The sequence below is a fragment of the Micromonospora sp. NPDC050200 genome (assembly GCF_040656135.1).
Taxonomy (GTDB): domain Bacteria; phylum Actinomycetota; class Actinomycetes; order Mycobacteriales; family Micromonosporaceae; genus Micromonospora.
On record NZ_JBFALG010000004.1, the window covers coordinates 1 to 23,304 of the forward strand.

A 23,304-nucleotide genomic window follows, 5' to 3' on the forward strand; every position below is an offset into this window, starting at 1 on the left:
GGTGGGGGGTGGGGGGGTTAGGCGGGGGTGGTGGCGGAGGGGAGCAGGGGGAGGACGCGGTAGGGGATCTGCTCGGCCAGCGCGATGATCGTGGAGGCGCGGCGGATGCCCTCGTACGAGACGATCTGGTCGATCACCCGCTGGAGGTCGGTGTTGGATCTCGCGACGATCCGGCAGAGCAGGTCGCTGGCGCCGGTGATGGTGTGCGCCTCCAGCACCTCGGGGATGGCGGCCAGATGGGCGGTGACCGCGTCGTGGCCGTGCCGCTGGCTGATCTCCAGGGTGACGAAGCTGGTCACCCCGAAGCCGATCGCGGCCGGCGAGACCTCCGGCCCGAAGCCACCGATCACCCTCCGCTCGACCAGCTTGTCCAGCCGGGCCTGGACGGTGCCCCGGGCCACCCCGAGCCGGCGGGAACACTCCAGCACCCCGATCCGCGGCTCGTCGGCAAGCAACTGGATCAACCTGGCGTCCAGCTGGTCGAGCTGTACATCCTGTCCAGCGTTCATGTTTCAACACTCTACCGAATGTGCAGGATGACCAGCAGGATCGGTGACGGTTGCCCAGTGAGCCGGGTCACCGCGATCCTCCGTGGAAGAGCATCGGAGCACCGCGACGGCCCACGAGGCCGGCCGGTACGCAAGGGAGGACACCATGACCCAGGCGATCGACCGACCGCAGTCGACCGAGGAGGTCGACGTCGACGCCCTCGTCGGCGCCGTCGACCACGACATCAGCCACGACCCGTTCCCGGTCAAGGGCCTCGACCACGTGCACTTCCTGGTCGGCAACGCCAAGCAGGCCGCGCACTACTACTCCACCGCGTTCGGCATGACCTGCGTGGCGTACCGGGGGCCGGAGCAGGGCTACCGGGACCACGCCGAGTACGTGCTGACCAGCGGCTCCGCCCGGTTCGTGCTGACCGGCGCGGTCCGCCCCGACGCCGCCGGCGCCGAGCACGTCACCAAGCACAGCGACGGCGTCTCCGACATCGCGCTGGAGGTGCCGGACGTCGACGCCGCGTACGCACACGCCGTGGCGCAGGGCGCCACCGGGCTGGTCGAGCCGCACGACGTCGCCGACGAGCACGGCACCGTCCGGCTGGCCGCCATCGCCGCGTACGGCGACACCCGGCACACCCTGGTCGACCGGTCCCGCTACACCGGCCCGTTCCTGCCCGGCTTCGTGGCCCGCGGCCCGATCGTGGACCGGCAGCCGATGATCGACGCCGGCATCCAGCCGAAGCGCTTCTTCCAGGCGGTCGACCACGTGGTCGGCAACGTCGAGCTCGGCCGGATGGACGAGTGGGTGGAGTTCTACAAGCGGGTCATGGGCTTCTCGAACATGGCCGAGTTCATCGGCGACGACATCGCCACCGACTACTCGGCGCTGATGAGCAAGGTCGTCGCCAACGGCACCCGCAAGGTGAAGTTCCCGCTCAACGAGCCGGCGATCGCCCGCAAGAAGTCGCAGATCGACGAGTACCTGGAGTTCTACCAGGGCCCGGGCGCCCAGCACATCGCCGTGGCCACCAACGACATCCTGGCCAGCGTCGACGCGATGCGGGCCGCCGGCGTCGAGTTCCTGGAAACCCCGGACTCGTACTACGACGACCCGGAGCTGCGCGCCCGGATCGGCCAGGTGCGGGTGCCCATCGAGGAGCTGAAGTCCCGCAAGATCCTGGTCGACCGGGACGAGGACGGCTACCTGCTCCAGATCTTCACCAAGCCGGTGCAGGACCGCCCGACGGTCTTCTTCGAGCTGATCGAGCGGCACGGCTCGCTCGGTTTCGGCAAGGGCAACTTCAAGGCGCTCTTCGAGGCGATCGAGCGGGAGCAGGAAGCGCGCGGCAACCTGTAACACTGTCGAGCGTGACGCAGCCTCCGACCTACCCGACGCCGCCGGCCGGTGGGCCCTCGCCCGCCGCCGGCGGCGGCTTCGCGCCGCCCTCCGGTCCCACCCCTCAGGGGTACGCCGTGCCACCGCAGCCCGGCCCGTACTCCGGACTGCCGACCTACCCGGCGCCCGCCTCCGGCCCCCCGCCCCGGCCCGGCTTCCCGGCCGTACCGCTCAGCCCCGGCGGCCAGCCGCTGGCCAGCTTCGGCGACCGGCTGCTGGCGGTACTGATCGACAGTCTGGTGATCATGGCCGCCTGCATGGTGGTCATCCTGCCCGCCGTGCTCGTCTTCTTCATGGCGGTACTGCCCGACCTGACCGCCACCCCACCGGACGGCACCTACGCCGAGCCGGACCCGTTCACGGACTTCCTGCTGCCGTTCCTGGCCCTGGAGGCCGGGGTCTTCCTGTTCGCGATCGGCGTGACGTACGTCTTCCACGTGGAGATGATGTTCAAGACCGGGCAGACGGTGGGCAAGCGGGTGATGAAGCTGCGCATCGTGCCGCTCGACCCGACCGCCACGCTGGACCGGAAGGTGGCGGCCAAGCGGTGGGCCGCCCACCAGATCGGCGGATCGGTCATCCCCGGGTTCAGCTACGTCGACGGGCTCTGGCAGCTGTGGGACAAGCCCTGGCAGCAGTGCCTCCACGACAAGTTCGCCGGCACCGTCGTCGTTAAGGTGTCCGGGTGAGCGTGCAACCAGGCTGGTACGTCGACCCCGCTGAGCCCACCACCAGGCGTTGGTGGGACGGCGAGGGCTGGGTCGGCGCGCCCGTCCCGGTCGACGTCACCCCGCCGGAGGGGCCCCCGCCGCCGGAGCCGCCCCCCGCCCCGGAGCCGCCGCCGGTCTCCCCGGCCGCGCCGGCCACCGGGTTCCCCGGGCCGCCGGGCCCGCCCGGGCCGCCGGGCCCGCCCGGCCCCGGCGCGGGCCCGCAGGGCGTCGGCGTCCCGCAGGGCCACGGCGTCCCACCGGGCCACGGCGTCCCACCGGGCGTCGGCCTGCCTCCCGGCCCGGGCGCGGGCCATCCGCAGGGGCCGCCGCCCGGCTGGCCCCACCCCACCTGGCCGGGGCGTCCACCGGAGCCGCGCCCGCACGGGCTGCCGCTCGCCGGGTACGGCACCCGGCTGGTCGCCCGGCTGATCGACTTCGGCATCGTGTTCCTGCTCAACGCGGTGGTCAACGGCTGGTTCGTCTGGCGGTTCGTGATCGAGATCGCCCCGCCCTTCGAGGAGTACTGGCGGCGGGTGAACGCCCGCGACCTGTCCACCGAACCACTGCCGGCCGCCGGGGTGCAGTCCGGGTCGCTGCTGGTCGCCATCCTGGTGATCGCCACCGCGCTCTGGTACGCGTACGAGGTGCCCTCGATGGCAGCTCGGGGGCAGACCCTCGGCAAGCGGGTGATGCGCATCCGGGCGGTGTCCGTCCAGGCGGACCAGCCGCTCGGCTTCGGCCGGGCCACCCGCCGGTGGAGCACGCTCGGCCTACCCACCCTGCTCTGGTACTGCTGCGGCTTCGGCCTGCTGCTCCAGTTCGTCGACGCGATCTCCGCGCTCTTCGACCACCCGCTGCGCCAGGCGCTGCACGACAAGCGCGCCCAGACCGTCGTGGTGCAACTGCCGCGACCCGGCAGCCCCGCCACCCGTACCGCCCCGCACGACCGTGCCGACTCCCCGGGAGACACCCCATGACCGACACCGGACGTCACCGTCCCGCGCTGCGCCTGACCCGCGCCGACCTGGACGCGCTGCCCAACTACGTACCGGGTCGCAGCCCGGCCGACCTGGCCCGCGAGCTGGGTCTGCCGGAGGCGATCAAGCTGGCCAGCAACGAGGTGCCGTACGGCCCGCTGCCCGGCGTGGTCGAGGCGGTCACCGAGGCGGTGACCGGCTCGCACCGCTACCCGGACATGGGCGTGGTCGCGCTGCGCCAGGCGCTGGCCGAGCGGTACGGCGTGGACGCCGACCGGATCGCCACCGGCTGCGGGTCGGTGGCGCTGGCCGAGCACCTGGTCCGGGCCACCTGCCTGCCCGGCGACGAGCTGCTCTACTCGTGGCGGTCGTTCGAGGCGTACCCGATCATCGCGGCGACCAGCGGCGCGACCAGCGTGCGGGTGCCCAACGACGCCGGGCACGGCCACGACCTGGCGGCGATGGCCGCGGCGGTGACCGACCGGACCCGGATGGTGCTGGTCTGCAACCCGAACAACCCCACCGGCACGGCGGTCCGCAAGGCGGAGCTGGACCGGTTCCTCGACTCGGTCGGCGAGGACGTGCTGGTCGTCATCGACGAGGCGTACCGCGAGTTCGTCACCGACCCGGAGGTGCCGGACGGCCTGACCTACCTGGACCGGCCGAACGTGGTGGTGCTCCGCACGCTCTCCAAGGCCTGGGGGCTGGCCGGGCTGCGGATCGGCTTCCTGGTCGCCGCCCCCGAGGTGGCCGCCGCCGTGCGCAAGGTGGTCACCCCCTTCTCCACCAGCATGGCCGCCCAGGCCGGCGCGCTGGCCGCGCTGGCGCAGGCGGACGAGGTGGAGCGGCGCTGCGCGCTGGTCGTCGCCGAGCGGGACCGGGTCACCGAGGCGCTGCGCAAGCTGGTCCCGGACGTGCCGTCCAGCCAGGCCAACTTCGTCTGGCTGCCGCTGGGCGACCGGGCGGTGGACTTCGGCCGGGCCTGCGAGGCGCGCGGGGTGATCGTCCGGCCGTTCGCCGGCGACGGGGTCCGGGTCACCATCGGCACCCCGGCCGAGAACGACGCCTTCCTGGCCGCGGCGGAGTCCGCGCTGGCCTGAGCCCGACGTCGGTCCGCCTCCGCCAACCCCGAGCGGAGGCGGACCGACGACTCACGCTATTGCATTTTAGGACATTTTGCCCGATTTGCCTCGCAGTGACCTCAGGTCACGGCGAGCACCACCGGCTCGGAGTTCAGGAACCAGCCCTGGTCGTCGTCCTCCGGACGGGCCCGCTCGCGGATCCGCTCCACGGCCACGTAGCCGTCGACCGCGTACGCCAGCCCGGGCACCCAGCCGAGTCCGTCCTCCCCGACGGTGAGCGGGAAACGGGACCGCTGCGCCCCGGTCCTCGGATCCAGCGTGATCAGGTCCCGCTCCGGGGTCAGCACGTGCACCCGACCGGGCTCGACCGCGATCACCCGTACCTCGCCCAGGTCGCCGCGCCGCCACCGTTCCCTGCCGGTACGCGCCTCCCGGCCGTTCAGCACGCCGCCGGTGACCCCGATGGCGAACTCCCCGGACAGGATGATGTCGTCGGCGTCCAGAGCCGGCGCGGCGAGCGGCGGCCCACCCGGGCCGACCAGCCAGCCCCGACCGTCGGAGGTGCGCAGCCCCCGGCACTGCGAGCGCGGGGTCAGGCAACCCAGCGGCGTGACGGACAGCTCCGGACCGGCGCCCGGGGGACGCCAGCGGCCGGTCACCACGCCGGTCGCCGCGTCGCGGAACTCCACGCTCGCCGGCCCGGCACAGGCGTCCACCGAGAGGACCTGGCCGGCGGCGCTGGTCCCGAGATCGGTCCGGCAGTCGGCGCCACCGGTGGCCCGCCAGAGCTCCCGCCCGTCGGCCAGCGCGTACCCGCGCAGCTCGCCCCCGCCGGACACCACCAGCGTCATCCGCTCGTCCGGACCCGGCGCGACGAAGATCCCCCGCGGGTCCCAGACCACGGCCGCGCCGGTGCGCCGGGCGGCGGAGACCTCCCCCGGCGCTGGGCCGTCGGCCCGCCAGGCCACCTTTCCGGTACGGCCGTCCAGTGCGACGACCTTCCCGTCCGACCAGCGGCTCACCACCGTGCTGCCGGTCACCAGCACCCCGTCGAGCTGGGCCGGCCACCGCCGGTACGACCAGAACGGGGTGACCCGGTGCCGGCTGTCGGCCGGCCGGTCGGCGTAGAGCTGGCGCTGCGCCGCGTACACCCGGAGCCGGCCGTCGACGATCAGCGGCGCGGCGGGCAGCCGGCCCACCACCCCGGTGGGCGGGGTGACCAGCGGCGGCAGGGCAGCCTGGGCGGGCGTGACGACCTCGGCGGGCGCGAGCACCCGGTAGCCGACGGCGGCGCCCGCCCCGAGGGCGAGCAGCGCCGCGACCGCGACCATGATCCGTCGCCGGCCCTTCTGGACACCCATGCCGCACCTCCGCCCGGCACCCTACCGAGGCAACCCCCGGTTACCCCGCGCAGGTCGCGGCGTCGCCGCCGGTGTCACCCGGCGGGGTCGCCGTCGTTCCCAGACTCGGCGGCCGGCCTGCGCCGTGGTCCGGCCCGCGCTCGCGGCGGATCGGGGGCCGGCCCGGCACGCCGTCGGCTTCAGTGCGCCGTTGGCGCGCACGTCGTCGGCTTCAGGCCGCCTCGGCGTCGTTGGCGCGCACGGCGTCGGCTTCAGGCCGCCTCGGCGCCGTTGGCGCGCACGGCGGCGGTGGCGAGGTCGGTGAGGTCGCGGCGGATGGACCCCTCGACCGCCCGGGCGGCCAGCCCCCCGAAGAGCAGCGCGACCACCCGGCCGTACGGGGCGGTCGGCAGCGCCTGCTGCTCCACGGTGACGGCGGTGCAGCCCCGGCCCCGCCGGCGCACGGCGCGCAGGGTCCAGGTGATCCGGTAGTCCACCCCGATGCCGGGCGAGCTGAGCACCAGCCGGTGCGGCGGCCCCGCCTCCAGCACCACGAACTCCTCCGCCTGGTCGCCGCCGTCCGGCCTGGTGCGGGTCTCCCGCCAGGCGGTGCCGGGACCCAGCCGGCCCTGGGTCAGCAGCTCGACGCCGCCGACGGTGCGGAGCCAGTCCGCGCGGACCGGCAGGTCGACCAGGAGCGCCCACACTTCGTCGGCCCGCGCCTCGACGAACTCGGTGACCGTGACCGTCGACATGACACCTCCCGTGGCGTCCACGGTACGGCGGGTGAGCGCGCCACGGGGGGTCCCCCGGTGGAATTTCCGTCACCGGTGCCCAGATCGGGGCACCGGTGCGGTCCCGCGTGGCGGGGTCAGGGGCGGAAGCCGCCGAGGCGGATCGCCTCGACGAACGCCGTCCAGCCCGGCGGACCGACGACGAGCACCGGCCCGTCCGGGTCCTTGGAGTCGCGTATCCCGACCACGCCGCGGTCGCGTACGAGGTTGTCCGCCACCTCCACGCAGAGCCCCTGATCGTTGGAACGACTACTGGTACGCCAGAGGGCGCCCACGAGATCGTTCATGCTCGTACCTCCTGTCCGCTGGGACGTGCCACGCCGGCCACGACCCACGCCGCCCCGGACGGGACGGCGTGGGATGGTGACCGAATCCGGTCGATCAACGCGGCAGGAGAACCGGCCGGTCGCACAGCGGGTGCGACCGGCCGCTGCGGAACGTCAGCGGGCCGGCAGGATCCGCCCGGTCACCTCGCCCACGGCGACGGTGGTGCCGTCCGGACCGGGGGCGGTGGCCCGGATGGTGACGGTGTCGCCGTCCTCCAGGAAGGTGCGGGTCTCGCCGCCGCCGACCTTGACCGGCTCGGTGCCACCCCAGGTGAGTTCCAGGAAGGAGCCGACCTGGCCGCGTTCCGGGCCGGACACGGTGCCGGACGCGTAGAGGTCGCCGGTGCGCAGCGAGGCCCCGTTGACGGTGAGGTGGGCCAGCTGCTGGGCGGGCGTCCAGTACATGGTCGCGAAGGGCGGCTCGGCGACCCGCTCGCCGTTCCACTCCACCGCGAGGCGCAGGTCGAGCCCCAGGTGCGGGGTGTCGCGCAGGTAGTCCTGCACCGGCGGGTCCTGCTCGGGCGCCGGTACGAACGCGTCGGCGAGCGCGTCCAGCGGGGTCACCCAGGCCGAGACCGAGGTGGCGAAGGACTTGCCCAGGAACGGGCCGAGGGGCTGGTACTCCCAGGCCTGGATGTCCCGGGCGGACCAGTCGTTGACCAGCACCACGCCGAAGACGTGGTCGGCGAAGTCGGCGGCGGCGACCCGGTCGCCGAGGGCACTGGGCACGCCGACCACGAAGCCCACCTCGGCCTCGATGTCGAGGCGTACGGAGGGGCCGGCGGTCGGACCCTGCGGGGTGGCGCGCTGCCCGGTGGGACGCACCACCGGGGTGCCGGACACGACGACGGTCCCCGCCCGGCCGTGGTAGCCGATCGGCAGGTGCTTCCAGTTGGGCAGCAGCGGCGGCTGGCCGGGGCGGAAGATCTGGCCGACGTTCGAGGCGTGGTGCTCGGAGGAGTAGAAGTCGACGTAGTCGGCCACCTCGAAGGGGAGCAGCAGCTCCGCCTCGTCGAGCGGGACCAGCAGCGGCTCCACCGCCGCCCGGTGCGCGGGGTCGGTGAGCAGCTCGACGATCCGCTGCCGCACCGACGTCCACTGCGGACGGCCCAGCGCCATGAAGTCGTTGAGAGTGGGACGGCCCAGCGCGCCGGCGGCGAGCACCAGGCCGGCCGCCTCCGCGCCGGCCAGGTCGAACACGAGGTCGGCGATGCGTACGCCGATCCGCGGCCCGCGTCCGTCGTGCCGGAACACCCCGTACGGCAGGTTGGCCACCCCGTACGGGGAAGCGTCGGCGCCCGTCACCCAGCTCATGCCGCCACTCCGCTGCGCCGAACGGTCCGAGCCCCGGCCGCGTCGGTCTGTGCAGCACCGTCGCCGCGGCCTCGGCCGGGGATCGGACTGTGAGCAGTGCCGCCATGAGGCAGCATCGCACTGCGCCTGCTGATTCGCTCGCTACGCTCGCTCATGCCGCCACTCCGCTCCGCTCCGTGCCGCCATGAGGCACCAACGCACTGCGCCTGCTGATTCGCTCGCTACGCTCGCTCATCGGTCGAATCCCCCGTTCACCAGCCCCAGCCGGATCAGATCGGTCAGTGGTTCCAGGATGCTGCACGAGCCGAAGCCGACCCAGAGCGGGCGTTCCTCGTCGCGCCGCGCCCGGGCCTGCTCGACCAGGGGCAGCGGGTCGGTCGCGGCGAGCAGGGCGGCGACCGCGTCCACCTCGGCGCCCTCGGCGGCGGCGAGGGCCGCGGCCAGCACGTTGCCGAAGCCGTGGTGGGTGAAGCCGGTCTCCGGGTCGACGTGGCGCAGCGCGTGGTGCAGCCCGGCGGTCAGCTTGAACGGCAGGCCCCGGTCGCGGCAGGCGCAGATCACCGCGGCCAACTCGACCGGGGTGGGGAAGAGTTCGGCGGCCAGCCCGCCGGTGCGGAACTTCGCCGCGACCGGCAGCCCGTCGGCCCGCGCGCCGGCCAGCGTGTCCAGCGCGCCGGTCAACCCGAAGGTCAACGGGACCTCGGCGTAGACGTCGACGCCGGCCAGCCGCTCGGCGAGCTTCAGCAGCTCGGCCAGGCCGGGCTGCGGGTCCTCGCCACGTTTGGCGACCGCCACCTCGATCTGCCGGACGGTGATCCGGGGATCGGCCTCGGCGAGCGCCGCGTCGAGCCGGCCGATCGCCAGGTCACCGATGACACCGGCCGCGATCCGCCCGTCCGGACGGAGCAGGCCGGCCAGGACCGGCAGCGTCGAGGCGGGCACCAGCAGCGGGCCGACCAGGTCGGCGTACCAGGCGTCGCGGTGCCGGTGGTGGGCGGCGACGGCGTCCGGCAGGGACGCGCTGCCGGGCGGGAACACGGCGGCGTCGTCGACGAGGCCGGCGAAGAGTCGGGGGACCTGCGTTGACACGAGACAAGAATCTACGGGACGCTACAAGGAACGGACAACAGCGTCCGATTATCGGACGTCACCGGCCGGAGAACGGGACATAACGGGAGGCGACATGCCGTACTACCGCAGCGTCGGCGAGGTGCCCCGCAAGCGGCACACCCAGTTCCGCCAGCCCGACGGCAGCCTCTACACGGAGGAGTTGATGGGCCAGGAGGGCTTCTCCTCCGACTCGTCCCTGCTCTACCACCGGCACGCGCCCACCGCGATCGTCGCCGCCGAGGAGTTCACCCCGCCGGCGTACACCCGGATGCCGAACCTCCCGCTCAAGCCGCGCCACCTGCGTACCCACAAGCTGGACGGCACCGGCGCCGACCCGGTCCTCGGCCGGCGCTACCTGCTGGCCAACGACGATGTCCGGATCGCGTACGTGCTGGCCGACCGGCCGTCCCCGCTCTACCGCAACGCCACCGGCGACGAGTGCCTCTACGTGGAGGCCGGCACGCTGCGGGTGGAATCCACCTTCGGCGTGCTCGACGCGGTGGCCGGCGACTACGTGGTCATCCCCACCTCGACCGTCCACCGGCTGGTGCCGACCGGCGACTCCCCCACCCGGCTGCTCGCCGTCGAGGCCACCGGGCACATCGGCCCGCCCAAGCGCTACCTGTCGGTGCGCGGCCAGTTCCTGGAGCACTCGCCGTACTGCGAGCGGGACGTCCGGGGGCCGGACGCGCCGCTGCTGGTCGACGGCACCGACGTCGAGGTGCTGGTCCGCCACCGGCGCGGCTGGACCCGGCATGTCTATGCCCACCACCCGTTCGACGTGGTCGGCTGGGACGGGCACATGTACCCGTGGGCCTTCTCCATCCACGACTTCGAGCCGATCACCGGCCGGATCCACCAGCCGCCGCCGGTGCACCAGACCTTCCAGGGCCCGAACTTCGTGATCTGCTCGTTCGTCCCGCGCAAGGTGGACTACCACCCGGACGCCATCCCGGTGCCGTACCACCACCACAACGTCGACTCCGACGAGATGCTCTTCTACACCGGCGGCAACTACGAGGCCCGGCGCGGCTCCGGCATCGAGCAGGGCTCCATCTCGCTGCACCCGTCCGGCTTCACCCACGGCCCGCAGCCGGGTGCGGCGGAGCGCTCCATCGGCGTCGACTTCTTCGACGAGCTGGCCGTCATGGTGGACACCTTCCGCCCGCTCGACCTGTGCGACGCGGCCGGCGAGTGCGAGGACGAGGGGTACGCCTGGACCTGGGCGCGTCGCTAGCTCTTCGTCGAGGCCGGTCGCGGCGCGGTCGTGGGTTCTCGCCGGAGCCCGACCTGCTCCGGGCGGTCAGGCTTGATCCCTGCGCAGGTCGGGCTCCGGCGAGAACCTGACCTGGTCGGTGTCCGTCCGACGGTGCCACCACCCATGTCCTCTTCGCGGGATCATGGTGGTGCTGCTGCCCAGCGTGGGGCTCTCCGGTTTCGTGGGGGTCAGCGGGGTGGGCGGGTGAGGACGGCGAGGACGGCGGCGGTGGTGACGGCGATCGCCGCGACCAGCGGCCACGGCGTGCCGACCAGCGTGTGGAGCAGCAGCAGGGCCGGGCCGGCGGCGACCCCGTAGACGGCGAGCGCCAGCGGTCGGTCGGTCCGCCACAGGTCCGGCAGGACGTCACGACGCAGGCCGGCCACCCGCGTGGCGAGCCGCCAGACCGCGAGCGCCCCGGCGACCGCCGCCAGCACGGCGACGGCGCGGGCCAGGCCGGCTCCGCCGGGCGCGAGGGCGGCGACGACCAGGCTGCCGACCAGCGTCCAGGCTCCTCCCAGGAGCACCACGCGCCGGATCCCCGCCGTGACGGGCAGCCCCGCCGCGCGCCCGGGGTTCACGCTGGCCAGCGCGGCCACCTGCTCCAGCGCCTCGGCCCAGCGCCGCCGCTCCAACCGGATGACGCCGGGATCCTGCCGGGCCTCGGCCAGCTCGGGGTCGAGCCGCAGCGCCTCCCGGTAGGCCCGTTCGGCCAGGTCGAACAGCTCCAGCCGGCCGGCGACCAGGGCGAGCACCAGGTGCGCCTGCGGCTCGTCGGGGGCCAGTTCCACCCCGCGCCAGGCCGCGTTCAGCGCCGACTGCCCGTTGCGCGCCTCGGCCAGGATCCCGGCGGCGCCCCGCTGGGCGTACGCGTCGGTCGGCCCGACCGCGAGGATCCGGTCCGCCGTACGGGCCGACTCGGCGTACTCCTCGAGGTCGGCCAGGGCGAACCCCCGGAGCACCAGGGGCGCGACGGCAGTGGGTGCGCCGGCCGAGGCGGCGTCGGCCGCGGTGAGCGCCTCCGCCGGCCGGCCCGCCACCAGGTGCACCCGGGCCAGCAGGGCCAGCGCGACGGCGTCGGTCGGGTCCAGGGCCAGCGCGAAGCCCAACTCCTCGACGGCCTCGTCGTACCGGCCGAGTTCGGCGAGCAGTTGTGCCCGCTGCCGGCAGCCGTCGAGGTCCGGCTCCTCGCCGGTCATCGCTGGGGCTGGTCGGCCGGCGCGTCGTAGACCAGGGCGACCGCGATCCCGGCGAGCCCCTCGCCGCGTCCGGTGAAGCCCAGCCCGTCGCTGGTGGCGGCGGAGAGGGTGAGCGGCGCGCCGACCGCCACGGAGAGCACCCGCTGCGCCTCCTCGCGGCGCGGCCCGATCTTGGGACGGTTGCCGACCACCTGGACCGAGACGTTGCCGATCTCGAAGCCGGCCGCGCGGACCCGCCGGGCCGACTCGGTCAGCAGCGCCAACCCGGAGGCGCCGGCCCACTCCGGCTGGTCGACCCCGAAGTTGGCGCCCAGGTCGCCGAGGCCGGCGGCGGAGAGCAGCGCGTTGCAGGCGGCGTGCGCGACCACGTCGGCGTCGGAGTGACCGGCCAGGCCGTCCTGGCCCGGCCAGTGCAGCCCGGCCAGCCAGCAGGGCCGGCCGGCCTCGAAGGCGTGGATGTCGGTGCCGACGGCCACCCGAGGAACGATCATGAGCCGAGGGTACGCGTCAGTGGCCGGCGGCCAGCAGGTACTCGGCGAGCGCGAGGTCGAACGGGCGGGTGACCTTGAGCGCGTACTCCGAGCCGGGCACGCAGAAGACGGGCACGCCCTGCTTCTCGACCAGCCCCGCGTCGTCGGTTAGCGGGTCCCGGGCCGCGGCGTGCGCGGCGGTCAGCACGTCCCGGCGGAAGCCCTGCGGGGTCTGCACGGCGCGCAGCGCGGAGCGGTCGACGGTGCCGAGGACCACCTCGCCGACGCCGACCTCCTTGATCGTGTCGACCACCGGGAGCACCGGGATCACCGCGTGGTGCCCGGCGCGGACCGCCGCGGCAACCGACTCGATCAGCTCGGGTGGGGTCAGCGCGCGGGCGGCGTCGTGCACCAGCACGATGCCGGGCCCCGGTGGCACGGCGGCCAGGGCGGCCGCCACGGACGCCTGGCGCTCCGCGCCGCCCGGCACGACCACCACCGACGCCACAGGTGCCAGCAGCCGCCGGACCGCCGCCACCTCGGTCGCCGGGGCGGCCACCACGATGGTGTGCACCGACGGCGCGGCCGCGATCCGCCGTACGGCGTGCACCAGCAGCGGCTCGCCGCCGAGCAGGCGCAACGCCTTCGGCGCGCCCGGGCCGAGGCGTACCCCGGCACCGGCCGCAGGCACGAGGACCGCGACGTCACCGCGCGGATCAAGCTGCGCGGTCACGTCGCGGTCCTGGTGGTTTCTTTGCTGCGGGACGGGTACGACGATCCGGTGGGATCAGGCCTCGGTCAGGACCTTGTCGAGCAAGGTCTCCGCCTCGTCCTTGGTGCTCTTCTCGGCCAGCGCGACCTCGCCGACGAGAATGTCGCGGGCCTTGGCGAGCATGCGCTTCTCGCCCGCGGACAGGCCCCGCTCCCGCTCCCGGCGCCACAGGTCGCGGACGACCTCGGCGACCTTCAGCGGGTTTCCGGAGGCCAGCTTCTCCAGATTCGCCTTGTAACGCCGCGACCAGTTGGTCGGCTCCTCGGTGTGCGGTGCACGGAGCACGTCGAAGACCTTGCCGAGGCCCTCTTCGCCGACCACCTCGCGCACACCCACGATCTCGGCGTTCTCAGCGGGCACCCGGACCGTCAGGTCACCCTGCGCGACCTTCAGGACGAGGTACTGCTTGGGCTCGCCCTTGATGACCCGAGTCTCGATTGCCTCGATGAGTGCGGCCCCGTGGTGGGGGTAAACAACGGTCTCGCCGACACTGAAAACCATAGGTTCGAAACCCCTTTCGCTGTGTCTAGGGTAACACGCTCAGGCACCGATGTCCCACCGCTGTCCTGACCGTTGGCGCAGCTCAGGGGCCCTGTGAGAGGTATTTCTTCAGCTTGACAGGCAGTCAAACCAATGATTTGAACACGCTCCGTGGCCAACAGATGACAGCCCGGTACGGGTGATCGGAGCGTGGATTTCTCGGGCTACGCGCTCTTCCCATGGTAGCCCGGCGGCGCCCGGCCCGCCCGGGTCTGGCGGCAGGAGGGGGGTGTGCGGGACCCTGGAGGGGTACCGCTGTCCGCTCACGAGCCACTTTCCCGGGGGTCCGATGGGCATGCCTGACGCAGAGGGCCACGGCCCGTCCGACGGGCTGCCCGACCTGCCTCCGGAGTGGGGTCGGGTGGTCGTACCGGACGACGCGTCGGCGCTGGCCGAGGAGGCCGAGCAGCTCCGTCGCGAGCTGCGGCGCCGGGCCTCCGGCACGCGCTGGCGACGCCGGCTCGGGCTGACCCCCCACCCGGACGGCCGGTCACCGCTCGCCCTGCCCGCGCTGATCCTGCTGGTGGCGTTGCTCACCACCATCGGCGGCCTGCTCGCGGTCACCTGGCCCCGCTCGCCCCGCGGCACCGAGCGGCCGACCGTCCTGCCGGCCTCGCCCGGCACGCTGACCGGCCGGCCCCTGCCGGCGCTGGACCTGGTCGACGCCGGCCAGTCGCCGGTGCCGCTGCGCGGCCTGCTGCCCGCGATGATCATCCTGGTGGACGCCTGCGCCTGCACCGAGCAGGTCGCCGCAGCGGCGGCCGCCGCGCCCGCCGGCGTCTCGGTGGTCACCGTCACCGGCGGCCGTACGGTCGGTCCCGACCCCGTCACCGGCGGCCCGATACGGGCCCTCGCCGACCCGGCCGGCGGGCTACGGGCCGCGCTGCACCTCGAACCCCGCCCCGGCACCGCCACCGCGCTGCTGGTCGACCGATCCGGCACGGTGCACCGGGTGATCCCCGACCTGGCCACAACCGCCGATTACCGCGCCGACCTCACCCAACTGGTCCGCTGACCCGGCCGGTGCGGGCGCCCGGCGCTCAGGGCACGGTGACGAGCTGCGCCTCCGCCTCGACCGGCCCGGGAGCGACCGCGGAGAACTCGATCCGGGTGGGCGCCAGCGGATCGGGCAGCTCCAGCCCGATCAGCTCCCCGTCGCAGGTCGTCCGGCCGGTGTCGCGGTACGAGCCGTGGACGATCGAGATCAGCAGCTCGCCGCGGCCCGTGCAGCGGTACTGCAACAGGTGCCGCGCCCCGTCGGCCAGCGACTCCCGGCGCACCGGCCGCTGACCCGGCGTCAGCGTCAGGCGCTCCCGCCACAGGGTGTCGGTGAACCGGGGTAGCCGTACGGCGTGCCCGTCGCCCGGCAGCTCGGTCCTTTCCAGGACCCGGCCGGTCTCGGCGTCGATCACCACCCGGACCGCCGTGCCGGGGTCCGCGGCCAGCACCTCGTCGAGGTTCTCCGGCGGCCCGGACGGGCCGACACCCCGCGGGCTCGTGCCGACCGCCACCGGGTGCGGGCCGGTGGCCGGGGCGGTGGCCCGCCACCACCCGCCGCCCGCCGCCAGGGCGAGCAGGGCCGCCACTGCCAGCACACCGCCGCGGAGCCGGTCGTCCGCCCTGTCACCCATCCGCCGAGCGTAACCAGCCGGCCCCGACCCCGCCGGCCCGCGACGCGCCTCGGATCCCCGTCGGCCGACCCGTCCACCTCGTCGGCCGGCCAGCGGGAAGGGCGGACCGACGCCCAGCCGGTGGACGGGCGACGATGCCGGCGGGGTTCACGGGCGGCGTTCGAGCAGGGCCGCGTACAGGGTGAGGCCCGGACCGAAGGCGAGCATCACGACCCGCCGCGGCGGCACGGGCGCCCGCCGCAGCCGGTCCAGGATCAGCAGCACCGTCGGCGACGAACAGTTGCCGTGCTCGTCCAGCGTCGCCCGGGAGGCCGCGAGGGCCTCCGGCGGCAGGGCCAGCTCGCGCTCCACCACGTTGAGGATGCGCGGACCGCCCGGGTGCACCGCCCAGCCGTCCACCTCGGCGAGGCCCGCGCCGTGTCGGGCCAGCAGGTCGTCCACCAGCCCCCGGACGTGCGTGGAGAGCACCTGCGGGACCTTCGGCGACAGGCCCATCCGGAAACCGGTGTCGGTGACATCCCAGGTCATGTGGTCGGCGGTGGAGGTGTCGGTGACCGAGGTGACCTCCCGCAGCGCGTACCCGCCCGGCGAATCGGGGCCCGCCGAGCCGGGGACCACCACGGCGGCGACCGCGGCGTCGGAGAAGAGCGCGTGCGAGACGATCTGCTGGGTGTCCATCCGGGCGCCGGCCGGCTGGATGTGCAGGCTGGTCAGCTCGGCGCAGAGCAGCAGCGCCGGCCGCCCCCGCGCGGTGACGAAGTCGGCCGCCGCGCCGAGCCCGGGCAGCGCCGCGTAGCAGCCCATGTGCCCGACGAACATCCGCTGCGTGTCGGGGGCCATGCCCAGGTCCCGGGCGAGCAGGATGTCCAGCCCCGGGGTGGCGTACCCGGTGCAGGAGCAGACCACGAAGAGCCCGACGTCCCCGGCGGCGAGACCGGCGGAGGTCAGCGCCCGACCCACCGCCTCCTTGCCCAGCGGCAGCGCCTCGACCTGGTAGCGCCGCATCCGGCGCTCGGTCGGCCAGTCGGAGACGTCCTCCAGCAGCGGGTTGACCGCGGCCTGCCGGCGGGACACTCCGGAGTTGGCGAAGATCCGCGCGGCCAGCGCCCGGGTGGTGCCCGAGAAGTGCCGGGAGAAGAAGCCCTCCCAGAGCTCGTCCTGCGCGGCCCCCGGCGGCTGCGCCGTACCGAGGCCCGCGATCACTGGCACGGCCATGTCCCCCACCTCTCGTCCACGACTGCACGCCCGGCGGCCGCCCCCGCCCCGGGGAACGACCACCACGCCCTCACCAACGAGGAATCGATCCGTCGCGATCCGGGTCCCCGCCCAACGCCGCGATGCCGAGCCAGTCCGCGCAGACGTCCGAGGTCGCCGGGTGCAGCGACCCGCAGCGGGCGTCCCGGTAGAGCCTTTCCAGGGGGTGACCCCGTCGGGTCGCCGACGTGCCGGCCGCCTCCAGCACGGATGCCACCACGTCGGCGGCGGTCGTGCCGGCGAGCAGCTTGGCCCGCCAGACCCAGCGGTTGGTCTCGGCGTCGCCGGGAGCCTCGTCGACCCGCCGGGCCGCCTCCGCCACCACCAGCTGGGCCGCCGCCACCGCCGCGTCGGCCCGACCCAACCGGGCCCGGACCGCCGGCAGGCCGGCGAGGTTGCGGGCGTTCAGGTGCTCGGCCGCCGCGTCCACCGCCGCCCGGGCCACCCCGACGTAGACGGCCGCGTAGCTGGCCACCAGCCAGTGCGGCATCAGTTGGGCCACCACCAGGGCCAGCCCCTCCACCCCGCCGAGCAGCCGGTCGGCGGGGACGGTGACGTCCAGGTGCAGATCGTGCGAGGAGGTGGCCCGCATGCCGAGTGAGTCCCAGGTCGGCTCCACGGTCAGCCCCTCACCGGCCGGCACCAGGAACTGGGAGACCACCGACTGGTCGGCGGCGCTGCGCGCGGCCACCAGATAGCCGTCCGGGTGCCCCGCGCCCGAGCAGAAGGTCTTGCTGCCCTTGATGTGCCAGCCGCCGTCGACCGCCTCGTAGGCGGTGCTGAGCTGGGAAAGCCGCGCGCCGGCGCCGCGTTCGCTCATCGCGACCGCGTACCAGGAGCCCTCCGCCGCCGCGCGGAGCAGGCGGTCCCGGGCGGCCAGCGCCTCGTCCGGTACGCCCAGCGCCTCGGCCAACTCCTCGGTGACCGCGCCCAGCGCGCCGGTGACCGAGGCGTGCATGTTGAACACCAGCGCGGTCGCGCCGTTGCCCCGGGCCAGCTCGGTGGCGACCGCCGCGTACTCGGCGAAGGTGGCGCCCGCGCCGCCCAGCTCGCGCGGCACCATCAGCCCGAAGAGCCCCGCCTCGCGCAGGTCGGCGAAGTCGTCCACCGGGAAGGAGCCGTCCCGGTCGTGCCGTGCCGCCCGCGCGGCGAACCGCGGCGCCAACCGGCGGGCCGCCTCCAGCGCGTGCACCGTCATATCGCTCCTCCTCGCCCGTCCCTTTGCCCCCGCGCGGTCCGGCTACCCGTGCCGCACCCCGTGTCCCTGGTAGAGCACGGCGACCGACCAGGTCGGCCTGATCCGGGGCTGCCGCCCGTCGACCACCCCCGAAGAACCGCCGCGCGCCTGTCGGACCAGCCAGGCCAGCGTCCCGCGCAGGCTCGGCCGGATGCCGCGGATCCGCAGGTGGACGCCGTGCCGCGCGCACTCGGCGACCAGCTCCCGGGCGTCCACGAACAACCGTGGATCGTGGATGCCCCGGGGCACCGTCGGCAGCCGCTCCCCGATCCGCACCGCCACCAGCCGGGCCAGCGCGGTGTCGTTCAGCGTGTCCAGCACCAGCAGGCCACCGGGCCGCAGCAGCCGGCACGCCTCGGCCACCGCGCGCCGCCAGTCCGGCACGTGCTCCAGCAGCTCACCGGCGGCCACCACGTCGGCGCAGCCGTCGGCCAGCGGCACCGCGGTGGCGTCGCCGTTGACCACCGTCACCCCGTGCGGGGCGGCCTGCGCCAGCGCGGACCGGGTCAGGTCCACCCCGACGTGCCGGTAGCCCTTGCCGGCCAGGTGCGGGGCGAGCAGCCCGGCGCCGCAGCCCAGGTCGACCAGCAGGGCGTCGGGCCGGCCCGCGGGCGGGACCAGGGCGGCCCGGGCCCGGGCCAGCCAGTGCAGCATGGCGAACGCGCCGTCCGGTCGCCACCACTCGCCGGCCAGGTCGTCGTACTGGCGGGGGTCGTTGGGGGGCAGCAGGCGGGGCGGACTGGACACCGGACCGTTCCGCATGGACCGAGCGTGGCACGACTCCCCGGTAACGACCAGACTTCCCTTATGTCGTCGACGGTGTTAGGGCTGGTCAGGGCGAGCCATCCGGAGCCGTCCGCGGCGGTCACCGCGGTCGCCGGCCTGCTCGCGTGGGGGGCCGGGCACCCTCCGTCCGGCGTCGCCGCGGTCGCCGCGACGGTGCTGGCCAGCCAGCTCGCCGTCGGCTGGACCAACGACGTGCTCGACGCCGGGCGGGACGCGGCGGTGGGGCGTACCGACAAGCCGGTCGCCGCCGGCACGGTGCGCCGGCGCACGGTGGCGCTGGCCGCGGTGCTCGCGGCCCTCGCGACCCCGCTGCTGGCGCTGGCCACCAACCCGACCGCCGCGCTCTGGGCCACGATCGGCCTGGCCTCGGCGCTGCTCTACGACTGGCCGCTGAAGTCCACCCCGGTCTCCGTGCTGCCGTACGCGGTCTCCTTCGGGTCGCTGCCCGCCTTCGTGGTGCTGGCCCTGCCCGGCGAGCCGGCACCGCCGGCCTGGCTGGTCGCCGCCGCGGCCAGCCTCGGCGCGGGGGCGCACTTCGCCAACGTGCTGCCGGACCTCGCCGACGACGCCCGCACCGGGGTGCGCGGGCTGCCGCACCGGCTCGGTCCGGCGGGCAGCCGGGTCGCCGCCGCCGGGCTGCTGCTCGCCGCGACCGTCACCCTGGTCGCCGGGCCGCCCGGGCCGCCGTCGTGGCTGGGTCTGTCGGCCGTGGCGGCCGCCGCCGTGGTGCCACCCCTCGGCTGGTACGGCGGACGCGCCGCGACCGGGGCCGGTGGACGGCCGGTGGCGGCCTTCCGGGCGGTGATGGTGGTGGCCCTGATCGATGTGGTGCTGCTGGTGGCGAGCGGTCGGGTGATCTGACCCCGCACCCGCCCAGGTGGCAGTACCGGGTCGGCGTGCGACCGTCGATCAGCCCCAACTACCCTGGAGCGCGGTCTGCGCGGGTATGACCACCCCGCGCCCGGGGTACGGCCGGGTGGGGATCGTGACGAGGAGGACCGACGTGACGCGCTCGATCAGGGGTTCCCGGCGGGCGGCCCTGCTGCTGTCCGGCATGGCGGCGGCGACCGCCCTGCTGGCGACGGGATGCGGGGCCGGCCAGGTGGCGGAGACCGCCGTGAAGGACCCGTCGATCCAGGGCGTCGACGTCCAGACTCCGGACAACGCCTACAAGGTGCGCGGCCTCTACGTGGAGTACCCCGGCACCGAGGGCTTTCGCAGCGGTGGCAACGCCGCGATCAACGCCGTGATCTACAACGACACGCAGAGCCCGGTGACGGTGACCGTCACCACGGACAGCGCGCGGGAGGTCGTGATCACCGGCACGGCGGGCTCGCCGGCCCCGTCGGAGAGCGCCTCGCCGTCCGAGAGCGCCTCCCCCTCGGAGAGCGCGTCGGCGTCCGGGAGCGCGTCGCCGTCCGGCTCGGCCTCGGCCAGCCCGTCGGAGAGCGCGTCGGCCCCGGCCGGGCAGCCGGCTCGCTTCGAGATCCCGGCCTTCAGCTACCTGCAGCTCAACATGCACGCTGGCCGCCACCTCCAGCTCGTCGGGCTGAACGAGTCGGTACGCGTCGGCCAGCAGGTCGACCTGACCTTCGACTTCGGCAACGGCAGGACCCTCCGCACGAACGCTCCGATCGCCGTGCCGCTGACCCCGGCCCCCCAGGTCTCCCCGATCATCACCCGCGAGGGTGGCACCGGCGAGGAGCACAACACCGGGGGCCACGGCTGACCGGCGCCGCGACGAACGGCCGACGACACCGTCGGCGTGGTGACCACCACGCCGACGGTGTTTTCGTCGTACGAGGGGGTTAGCGTCCTGTGGTGACCACCTCCCGATCGACCTCGGCGCGCGGTGGCGCGGCCTCCGGCGCGTCCCGCGGCCGGGCCGCCCGCGAGCCCCGCCCGGCCTACGAGTGCGACGCCTGCGGGCACCAGCCGCCCAAGTGGGTGGGGCGCTGCCCGGAGTGCGGCGAGTGGGGCTCGGTGGTCGAGTGCACGGTGACCGGGCCGATGGTCTCCGGCCGGGTGGTCAGCTCCCGGATGCCGGCCGAGCCGGCCCGGCCGATCGCCACGATCAGCGCCGCCCCGGCCCGGGCCCGGCCCACCGGGGTCAGCGAGCTCGACCGGGTCCTCGGCGGCGGCCTCGTGCCCGGCGCGGTGGTGCTGCTCGCCGGCGAGCCGGGGGTCGGCAAGTCGACCCTGCTGCTCGACGTGGCCCAGCAGTGGGCCGCCGGGGCGGGCAGCCCCTCCCTGGTGGTCAGCGGCGAGGAGTCGGTCAGCCAGGTCCGGCTGCGCGCCGAGCGGATGGGCACCCTGCACGACCAGCTCTACCTGGCCGCCGAGAGCGACCTGGGCGCGGTGCTCGGCCACCTCGACGCGGTCAAGCCGGGCCTGCTGGTGCTCGACTCGGTGCAGACCATCTCCACCACCGGCACCGAGGGGGTGCCGGGCGGGGTGACCCAGGTCCGGGCGGTCACCGCCGCGCTGGTCGCCGTCGCCAAGGAGCGCGGCGTCGCCACCGTGCTGGTCGGCCACGTCACCAAGGACGGCCAGGTCGCCGGCCCCCGGGTGCTGGAGCACCTGGTCGACGTGGTGCTGCACTTCGAGGGCGACAAGCACTCGTCGCTGCGGATGGTCCGGGGCGTCAAGAACCGGTTCGGCGCCGCCGACGAGGTCGGCTGCTTCGAGATGCACGAGGGCGGCATCAGCAGCCTCGCCGACCCGTCCGGGCTCTTCCTGACCCGCTACTCCGAGCCGGTGCCCGGCACCTGCGTGACGGTCGCGATGGAGGGGCGGCGGGCCCTGGTCACCGAGGTGCAGGCGCTGATCGGCGCGACGGTGGCCGGTTCGCCGAGGCGTACGGTCTCCGGGCTGGACGGGGCCCGGCTGGCCATGGTGCTGGCCGTGCTCCAGCGCCGCACCGAGCGGCTGACGCTGCACGACCGGGAGGTCTTCGCCGCCACCGTCGGCGGCATCCGGGTGGTGGAGCCGGCGGCCGACCTCGCCGTCGCCCTGGCCGTCGCCTCCGGCGGGCTCAACCTGGCCATCGCGCCGCACCTGGTGGCGATCGGCGAGGTCGGGCTGACCGGTGAGGTGCGCCGGGTGGGCGCGGTGCCGCGCCGCCTGGCCGAGGCGGCCCGGCTCGGCTTCCGGGTCGCGCTGGTGCCGTCCGGCTGCGGGCCCGGCAGCACCGGGGTGGCCCCGGAGAACATGCAGGTGATGGAGGTCACTGACGTGCGGTCGGCGCTCCAGTGTGTCGCCCGCGCATCCGCCGAGTGACCGACGGTGGCCGCCGGGCCGGACCGCGCGGGCCATACCGGACAAGGCCCGGCGCCCGCGCCGGCACGGAGGGATCCGACGCCGTGACACATCACGGTAACCACGACAGCACCCACCGCACGGCAGTCCGTAGACTGTGCGCGTGCCGACCGACCGCGATACCACCAAGCCCGCCGGCGCGACACCCCACGCCCGCACCGGCGCCGTGGGCTCGCCCGCCCGCCCGATCAGCGTGAGCGTGACCGGGGGCGCCGGGAGCGCCGGCGATCCACTGCGGGCCAACCTCGCCCTGATGGCGCCCGGCACCGCGCTGCGCGACGGTCTCGAGCGGATCCTGCGCGGCCGCACCGGCGCGCTGATCGTCCTCGGCTACGACAAGGTGGTCGAGCAGATCTGCACCGGCGGGTTCCCGCTCGACGTCGAGTTCTCCGCCACCCGGGTCCGCGAGCTGTGCAAGATGGACGGCGCGGTGGTGCTCTCCAGCGACGGCACCCGCATCGTCCGGGCGGCCGTGCACCTGATGCCCGACCCGTCCATCCCCACCGAGGAGTCCGGCACCCGGCACCGCACCGCGGAGCGGGTGGCCCGGCAGGCCGGTTACCCGGTCATCTCGGTCAGCCAGTCCATGCGGATCATCAGCCTCTACGTCAACGGCCAGCGACACGTCCTGGACGACTCGGCGGCGATCCTGTCCCGGGCCAACCAGGCGCTGGCCACCCTGGAGCGCTACAAGCTCCGCCTGGACGAGGTCTCCGGCACCCTCTCCGCGCTGGAGATCGAGGACCTGGTCACCGTACGGGACGCGGTCGCCGTGGTGCAGCGGCTGGAGATGGTCCGCCGCATCGCCGACGAGATCGCCGGGTACGTGGTGGAGCTGGGCACCGACGGCCGGCTGCTCGCCCTCCAGCTCGACGAGCTGATGGCCGGCGTGGACGCCGACCGCACCCTGGTCATCCGCGACTACCTGCCCACCGGTCGCAAGTCGCGCACGCTCGACGAGGCGCTGGTCGAGCTGGACCTGCTCGGCGCGACCGAGCTGATCGACCTGGTCTCGGTGGCCAAGGCGATCGGCTACCCGGCCGCCTCCGACGCCCTCGACGCGGCGGTCAGCCCGCGCGGGTTCCGGCTGCTGGCGAAGGTGCCCCGACTCCCGGTGGCGATCGTCGACCGGCTGGTCGTGCACTTCGGCAGCCTCCAGCGGCTCCTCGGCGCCACCGTGGAGGACCTCCAAGCCGTCGACGGGGTCGGCGACGCCCGGGCCCGGGGCGTACGGGAGGGCCTGTCCCGGCTCGCCGAGGCGTCCATCCTGGAGCGGTACGTCTGATC

24 protein-coding genes are annotated in these 23,304 nt (G+C 74.6%); 10 read left to right on the forward strand and 14 right to left on the reverse strand.

Features of this window, described 5'->3' with window-relative positions; genetic code table 11:
• Positions 1-17: 17 nt before the first annotated feature.
• On the reverse strand, positions 18-509 hold the full coding sequence (locus AB0I41_RS04185; RefSeq protein ID WP_357101651.1) for an Lrp/AsnC family transcriptional regulator: 492 nt from the start codon (positions 507-509) through the stop codon (positions 18-20).
• 145 nt (positions 510-654) lie between these two features.
• On the opposite strand from AB0I41_RS04185, the gene hppD reads away from it, so the two are divergent.
• The 4 genes from hppD to hisC are packed head-to-tail and all read left to right on the forward strand — an operon-like array spanning position 655 to position 4,686.
• Positions 655-1,860 carry a 4-hydroxyphenylpyruvate dioxygenase gene (gene hppD, locus AB0I41_RS04190; protein WP_357101653.1) on the forward strand — a complete coding sequence of 402 codons (1,206 nt, stop codon included), beginning with the start codon at positions 655-657 and terminating at the stop codon, positions 1,858-1,860.
• Positions 1,861-1,871: 11 nt separating this feature from the next.
• Positions 1,872-2,588, forward strand: a complete 717-nt coding sequence (locus AB0I41_RS04195; RefSeq protein ID WP_357101655.1) for an RDD family protein — start codon at positions 1,872-1,874, stop codon at positions 2,586-2,588.
• Positions 2,585-3,586: an RDD family protein gene (locus AB0I41_RS04200; RefSeq protein ID WP_357101657.1), complete on the forward strand. Its 1,002-nt coding sequence runs from the start codon at positions 2,585-2,587 to the stop codon at positions 3,584-3,586. Before AB0I41_RS04195 ends, AB0I41_RS04200 begins: the two co-directional genes overlap by 4 nt.
• Entirely contained in the window at positions 3,583-4,686 is a 1,104-nt protein-coding gene (gene hisC / locus AB0I41_RS04205; RefSeq protein ID WP_357101659.1) for a histidinol-phosphate transaminase, read from the forward strand. The genes AB0I41_RS04200 and hisC overlap by 4 nt, the downstream gene beginning before the upstream one ends.
• A gap of 101 nt (positions 4,687-4,787) precedes the next feature.
• Here hisC and AB0I41_RS04210 read toward each other — a convergent pair whose 3' ends face one another.
• The 5 genes from AB0I41_RS04210 to AB0I41_RS04230 all read right to left on the reverse strand — a co-directional run bounded on the left by AB0I41_RS04210 (position 4,788) and on the right by AB0I41_RS04230 (position 9,531).
• A complete protein-coding gene (locus AB0I41_RS04210) occupies positions 4,788-6,029 on the reverse strand; it encodes a PQQ-binding-like beta-propeller repeat protein (protein WP_357101661.1) in 1,242 nt (413 codons plus the stop codon).
• 251 nt (positions 6,030-6,280) lie between these two features.
• Positions 6,281-6,763, reverse strand: coding sequence for an SRPBCC family protein (locus tag AB0I41_RS04215; protein ID WP_357101663.1), 483 nt, complete (start codon positions 6,761-6,763; stop codon positions 6,281-6,283).
• 116 nt (positions 6,764-6,879) lie between these two features.
• On the reverse strand, positions 6,880-7,089 hold the full coding sequence (locus tag AB0I41_RS04220; RefSeq protein WP_357101665.1) for a DUF397 domain-containing protein: 210 nt from the start codon (positions 7,087-7,089) through the stop codon (positions 6,880-6,882).
• A 153-nt stretch (positions 7,090-7,242) separates the two neighbouring features.
• The gene (fahA, locus tag AB0I41_RS04225; RefSeq protein ID WP_357101667.1) at positions 7,243-8,442 is read right to left on the reverse strand and encodes a fumarylacetoacetase; all 1,200 of its coding nucleotides are present in this window, start codon (positions 8,440-8,442) and stop codon (positions 7,243-7,245) included.
• A gap of 231 nt (positions 8,443-8,673) precedes the next feature.
• Positions 8,674-9,531, reverse strand: a complete 858-nt coding sequence (locus AB0I41_RS04230) for a hypothetical protein (RefSeq protein ID WP_357101669.1) — start codon at positions 9,529-9,531, stop codon at positions 8,674-8,676.
• Positions 9,532-9,625: 94 nt separating this feature from the next.
• Here AB0I41_RS04230 and AB0I41_RS04235 point away from each other — a divergent pair, with 94 nt between their 5' ends.
• Entirely contained in the window at positions 9,626-10,789 is a 1,164-nt protein-coding gene (locus AB0I41_RS04235; RefSeq protein WP_357101670.1) for a cupin domain-containing protein, read from the forward strand.
• Between the two features lie 209 nt (positions 10,790-10,998).
• Here AB0I41_RS04235 and AB0I41_RS04240 read toward each other — a convergent pair whose 3' ends face one another.
• Genes AB0I41_RS04240 through AB0I41_RS04255 form a run of 4 tightly spaced genes read right to left on the reverse strand, consistent with a single transcriptional unit; the run spans position 10,999 to position 13,752 of the window.
• The gene (locus AB0I41_RS04240) at positions 10,999-12,009 is read right to left on the reverse strand and encodes a tetratricopeptide repeat protein (protein ID WP_357101672.1); all 1,011 of its coding nucleotides are present in this window, start codon (positions 12,007-12,009) and stop codon (positions 10,999-11,001) included.
• Complete coding sequence (gene ispF / locus AB0I41_RS04245) at positions 12,006-12,500, reverse strand: 2-C-methyl-D-erythritol 2,4-cyclodiphosphate synthase (protein WP_357101674.1); 495 nt, start codon at positions 12,498-12,500, stop codon at positions 12,006-12,008. Before ispF ends, AB0I41_RS04240 begins: the two co-directional genes overlap by 4 nt.
• A gap of 16 nt (positions 12,501-12,516) precedes the next feature.
• A complete protein-coding gene (gene ispD, locus AB0I41_RS04250; RefSeq protein ID WP_357101676.1) occupies positions 12,517-13,212 on the reverse strand; it encodes a 2-C-methyl-D-erythritol 4-phosphate cytidylyltransferase in 696 nt (231 codons plus the stop codon).
• A 54-nt stretch (positions 13,213-13,266) separates the two neighbouring features.
• A complete protein-coding gene (locus tag AB0I41_RS04255; protein ID WP_091626665.1) occupies positions 13,267-13,752 on the reverse strand; it encodes a CarD family transcriptional regulator in 486 nt (161 codons plus the stop codon).
• 328 nt (positions 13,753-14,080) lie between these two features.
• Here AB0I41_RS04255 and AB0I41_RS04260 point away from each other — a divergent pair, with 328 nt between their 5' ends.
• Positions 14,081-14,806, forward strand: a complete 726-nt coding sequence (locus AB0I41_RS04260) for a hypothetical protein (protein ID WP_357101678.1) — start codon at positions 14,081-14,083, stop codon at positions 14,804-14,806.
• Positions 14,807-14,831: 25 nt separating this feature from the next.
• On the opposite strand, the gene AB0I41_RS04265 is transcribed toward AB0I41_RS04260, so the two are convergent.
• The 4 genes from AB0I41_RS04265 to AB0I41_RS04280 all read right to left on the reverse strand — a co-directional run bounded on the left by AB0I41_RS04265 (position 14,832) and on the right by AB0I41_RS04280 (position 18,675).
• Positions 14,832-15,422 (reverse strand): hypothetical protein, encoded by a 591-nt coding sequence (locus tag AB0I41_RS04265; protein WP_357101681.1) that lies wholly within the window; start codon positions 15,420-15,422, stop codon positions 14,832-14,834.
• 147 nt (positions 15,423-15,569) lie between these two features.
• Positions 15,570-16,637 (reverse strand): type III polyketide synthase, encoded by a 1,068-nt coding sequence (locus AB0I41_RS04270; protein WP_357101683.1) that lies wholly within the window; start codon positions 16,635-16,637, stop codon positions 15,570-15,572.
• A 70-nt stretch (positions 16,638-16,707) separates the two neighbouring features.
• Entirely contained in the window at positions 16,708-17,874 is a 1,167-nt protein-coding gene (locus AB0I41_RS04275) for an acyl-CoA dehydrogenase family protein (protein WP_357101685.1), read from the reverse strand.
• 42 nt (positions 17,875-17,916) lie between these two features.
• Positions 17,917-18,675: a methyltransferase domain-containing protein gene (locus AB0I41_RS04280; protein ID WP_357101687.1), complete on the reverse strand. Its 759-nt coding sequence runs from the start codon at positions 18,673-18,675 to the stop codon at positions 17,917-17,919.
• Positions 18,676-18,720: 45 nt separating this feature from the next.
• Here AB0I41_RS04280 and AB0I41_RS04285 point away from each other — a divergent pair, with 45 nt between their 5' ends.
• The 4 genes from AB0I41_RS04285 to disA all read left to right on the forward strand — a co-directional run bounded on the left by AB0I41_RS04285 (position 18,721) and on the right by disA (position 23,302).
• The gene (locus tag AB0I41_RS04285; RefSeq protein WP_357101689.1) at positions 18,721-19,560 is read left to right on the forward strand and encodes a UbiA family prenyltransferase; all 840 of its coding nucleotides are present in this window, start codon (positions 18,721-18,723) and stop codon (positions 19,558-19,560) included.
• A 142-nt stretch (positions 19,561-19,702) separates the two neighbouring features.
• Positions 19,703-20,428 (forward strand): hypothetical protein, encoded by a 726-nt coding sequence (locus AB0I41_RS04290; RefSeq protein ID WP_357101691.1) that lies wholly within the window; start codon positions 19,703-19,705, stop codon positions 20,426-20,428.
• Positions 20,429-20,520: 92 nt separating this feature from the next.
• Positions 20,521-21,978, forward strand: a complete 1,458-nt coding sequence (gene radA / locus AB0I41_RS04295) for a DNA repair protein RadA (protein ID WP_357101693.1) — start codon at positions 20,521-20,523, stop codon at positions 21,976-21,978.
• Between the two features lie 142 nt (positions 21,979-22,120).
• Positions 22,121-23,302, forward strand: coding sequence for a DNA integrity scanning diadenylate cyclase DisA (gene disA, locus AB0I41_RS04300; protein ID WP_357101695.1), 1,182 nt, complete (start codon positions 22,121-22,123; stop codon positions 23,300-23,302).
• Positions 23,303-23,304: the final 2 nt, after the last annotated feature.

Excerpts from the sequence above, each read along its gene's own strand:
- AB0I41_RS04185 (WP_357101651.1), bottom strand. The coding sequence starts at position 509 with ATGAACGCTGGACAGGATGTACAGCTCGACCAGCTGGACGCCAGGTTG.
- hppD (WP_357101653.1), top strand. The coding sequence starts at position 655 with ATGACCCAGGCGATCGACCGACCGCAGTCGACCGAGGAGGTCGACGTC.
- hisC (WP_357101659.1), top strand. The coding sequence starts at position 3,583 with ATGACCGACACCGGACGTCACCGTCCCGCGCTGCGCCTGACCCGCGCC.
- AB0I41_RS04210 (WP_357101661.1), bottom strand. The coding sequence starts at position 6,029 with ATGGGTGTCCAGAAGGGCCGGCGACGGATCATGGTCGCGGTCGCGGCG.
- AB0I41_RS04215 (WP_357101663.1), bottom strand. The coding sequence starts at position 6,763 with ATGTCGACGGTCACGGTCACCGAGTTCGTCGAGGCGCGGGCCGACGAA.
- AB0I41_RS04220 (WP_357101665.1), bottom strand. The coding sequence starts at position 7,089 with ATGAACGATCTCGTGGGCGCCCTCTGGCGTACCAGTAGTCGTTCCAAC.
- fahA (WP_357101667.1), bottom strand. The coding sequence starts at position 8,442 with ATGAGCTGGGTGACGGGCGCCGACGCTTCCCCGTACGGGGTGGCCAAC.
- AB0I41_RS04235 (WP_357101670.1), top strand. The coding sequence starts at position 9,626 with ATGCCGTACTACCGCAGCGTCGGCGAGGTGCCCCGCAAGCGGCACACC.
- AB0I41_RS04240 (WP_357101672.1), bottom strand. The coding sequence starts at position 12,009 with ATGACCGGCGAGGAGCCGGACCTCGACGGCTGCCGGCAGCGGGCACAA.
- ispF (WP_357101674.1), bottom strand. The coding sequence starts at position 12,500 with ATGATCGTTCCTCGGGTGGCCGTCGGCACCGACATCCACGCCTTCGAG.
- AB0I41_RS04255 (WP_091626665.1), bottom strand. The coding sequence starts at position 13,752 with ATGGTTTTCAGTGTCGGCGAGACCGTTGTTTACCCCCACCACGGGGCC.
- AB0I41_RS04260 (WP_357101678.1), top strand. The coding sequence starts at position 14,081 with ATGGGCATGCCTGACGCAGAGGGCCACGGCCCGTCCGACGGGCTGCCC.
- AB0I41_RS04265 (WP_357101681.1), bottom strand. The coding sequence starts at position 15,422 with ATGGGTGACAGGGCGGACGACCGGCTCCGCGGCGGTGTGCTGGCAGTG.
- AB0I41_RS04270 (WP_357101683.1), bottom strand. The coding sequence starts at position 16,637 with ATGGCCGTGCCAGTGATCGCGGGCCTCGGTACGGCGCAGCCGCCGGGG.
- AB0I41_RS04275 (WP_357101685.1), bottom strand. The coding sequence starts at position 17,874 with ATGACGGTGCACGCGCTGGAGGCGGCCCGCCGGTTGGCGCCGCGGTTC.
- AB0I41_RS04280 (WP_357101687.1), bottom strand. The coding sequence starts at position 18,675 with ATGCGGAACGGTCCGGTGTCCAGTCCGCCCCGCCTGCTGCCCCCCAAC.
- AB0I41_RS04285 (WP_357101689.1), top strand. The coding sequence starts at position 18,721 with ATGTCGTCGACGGTGTTAGGGCTGGTCAGGGCGAGCCATCCGGAGCCG.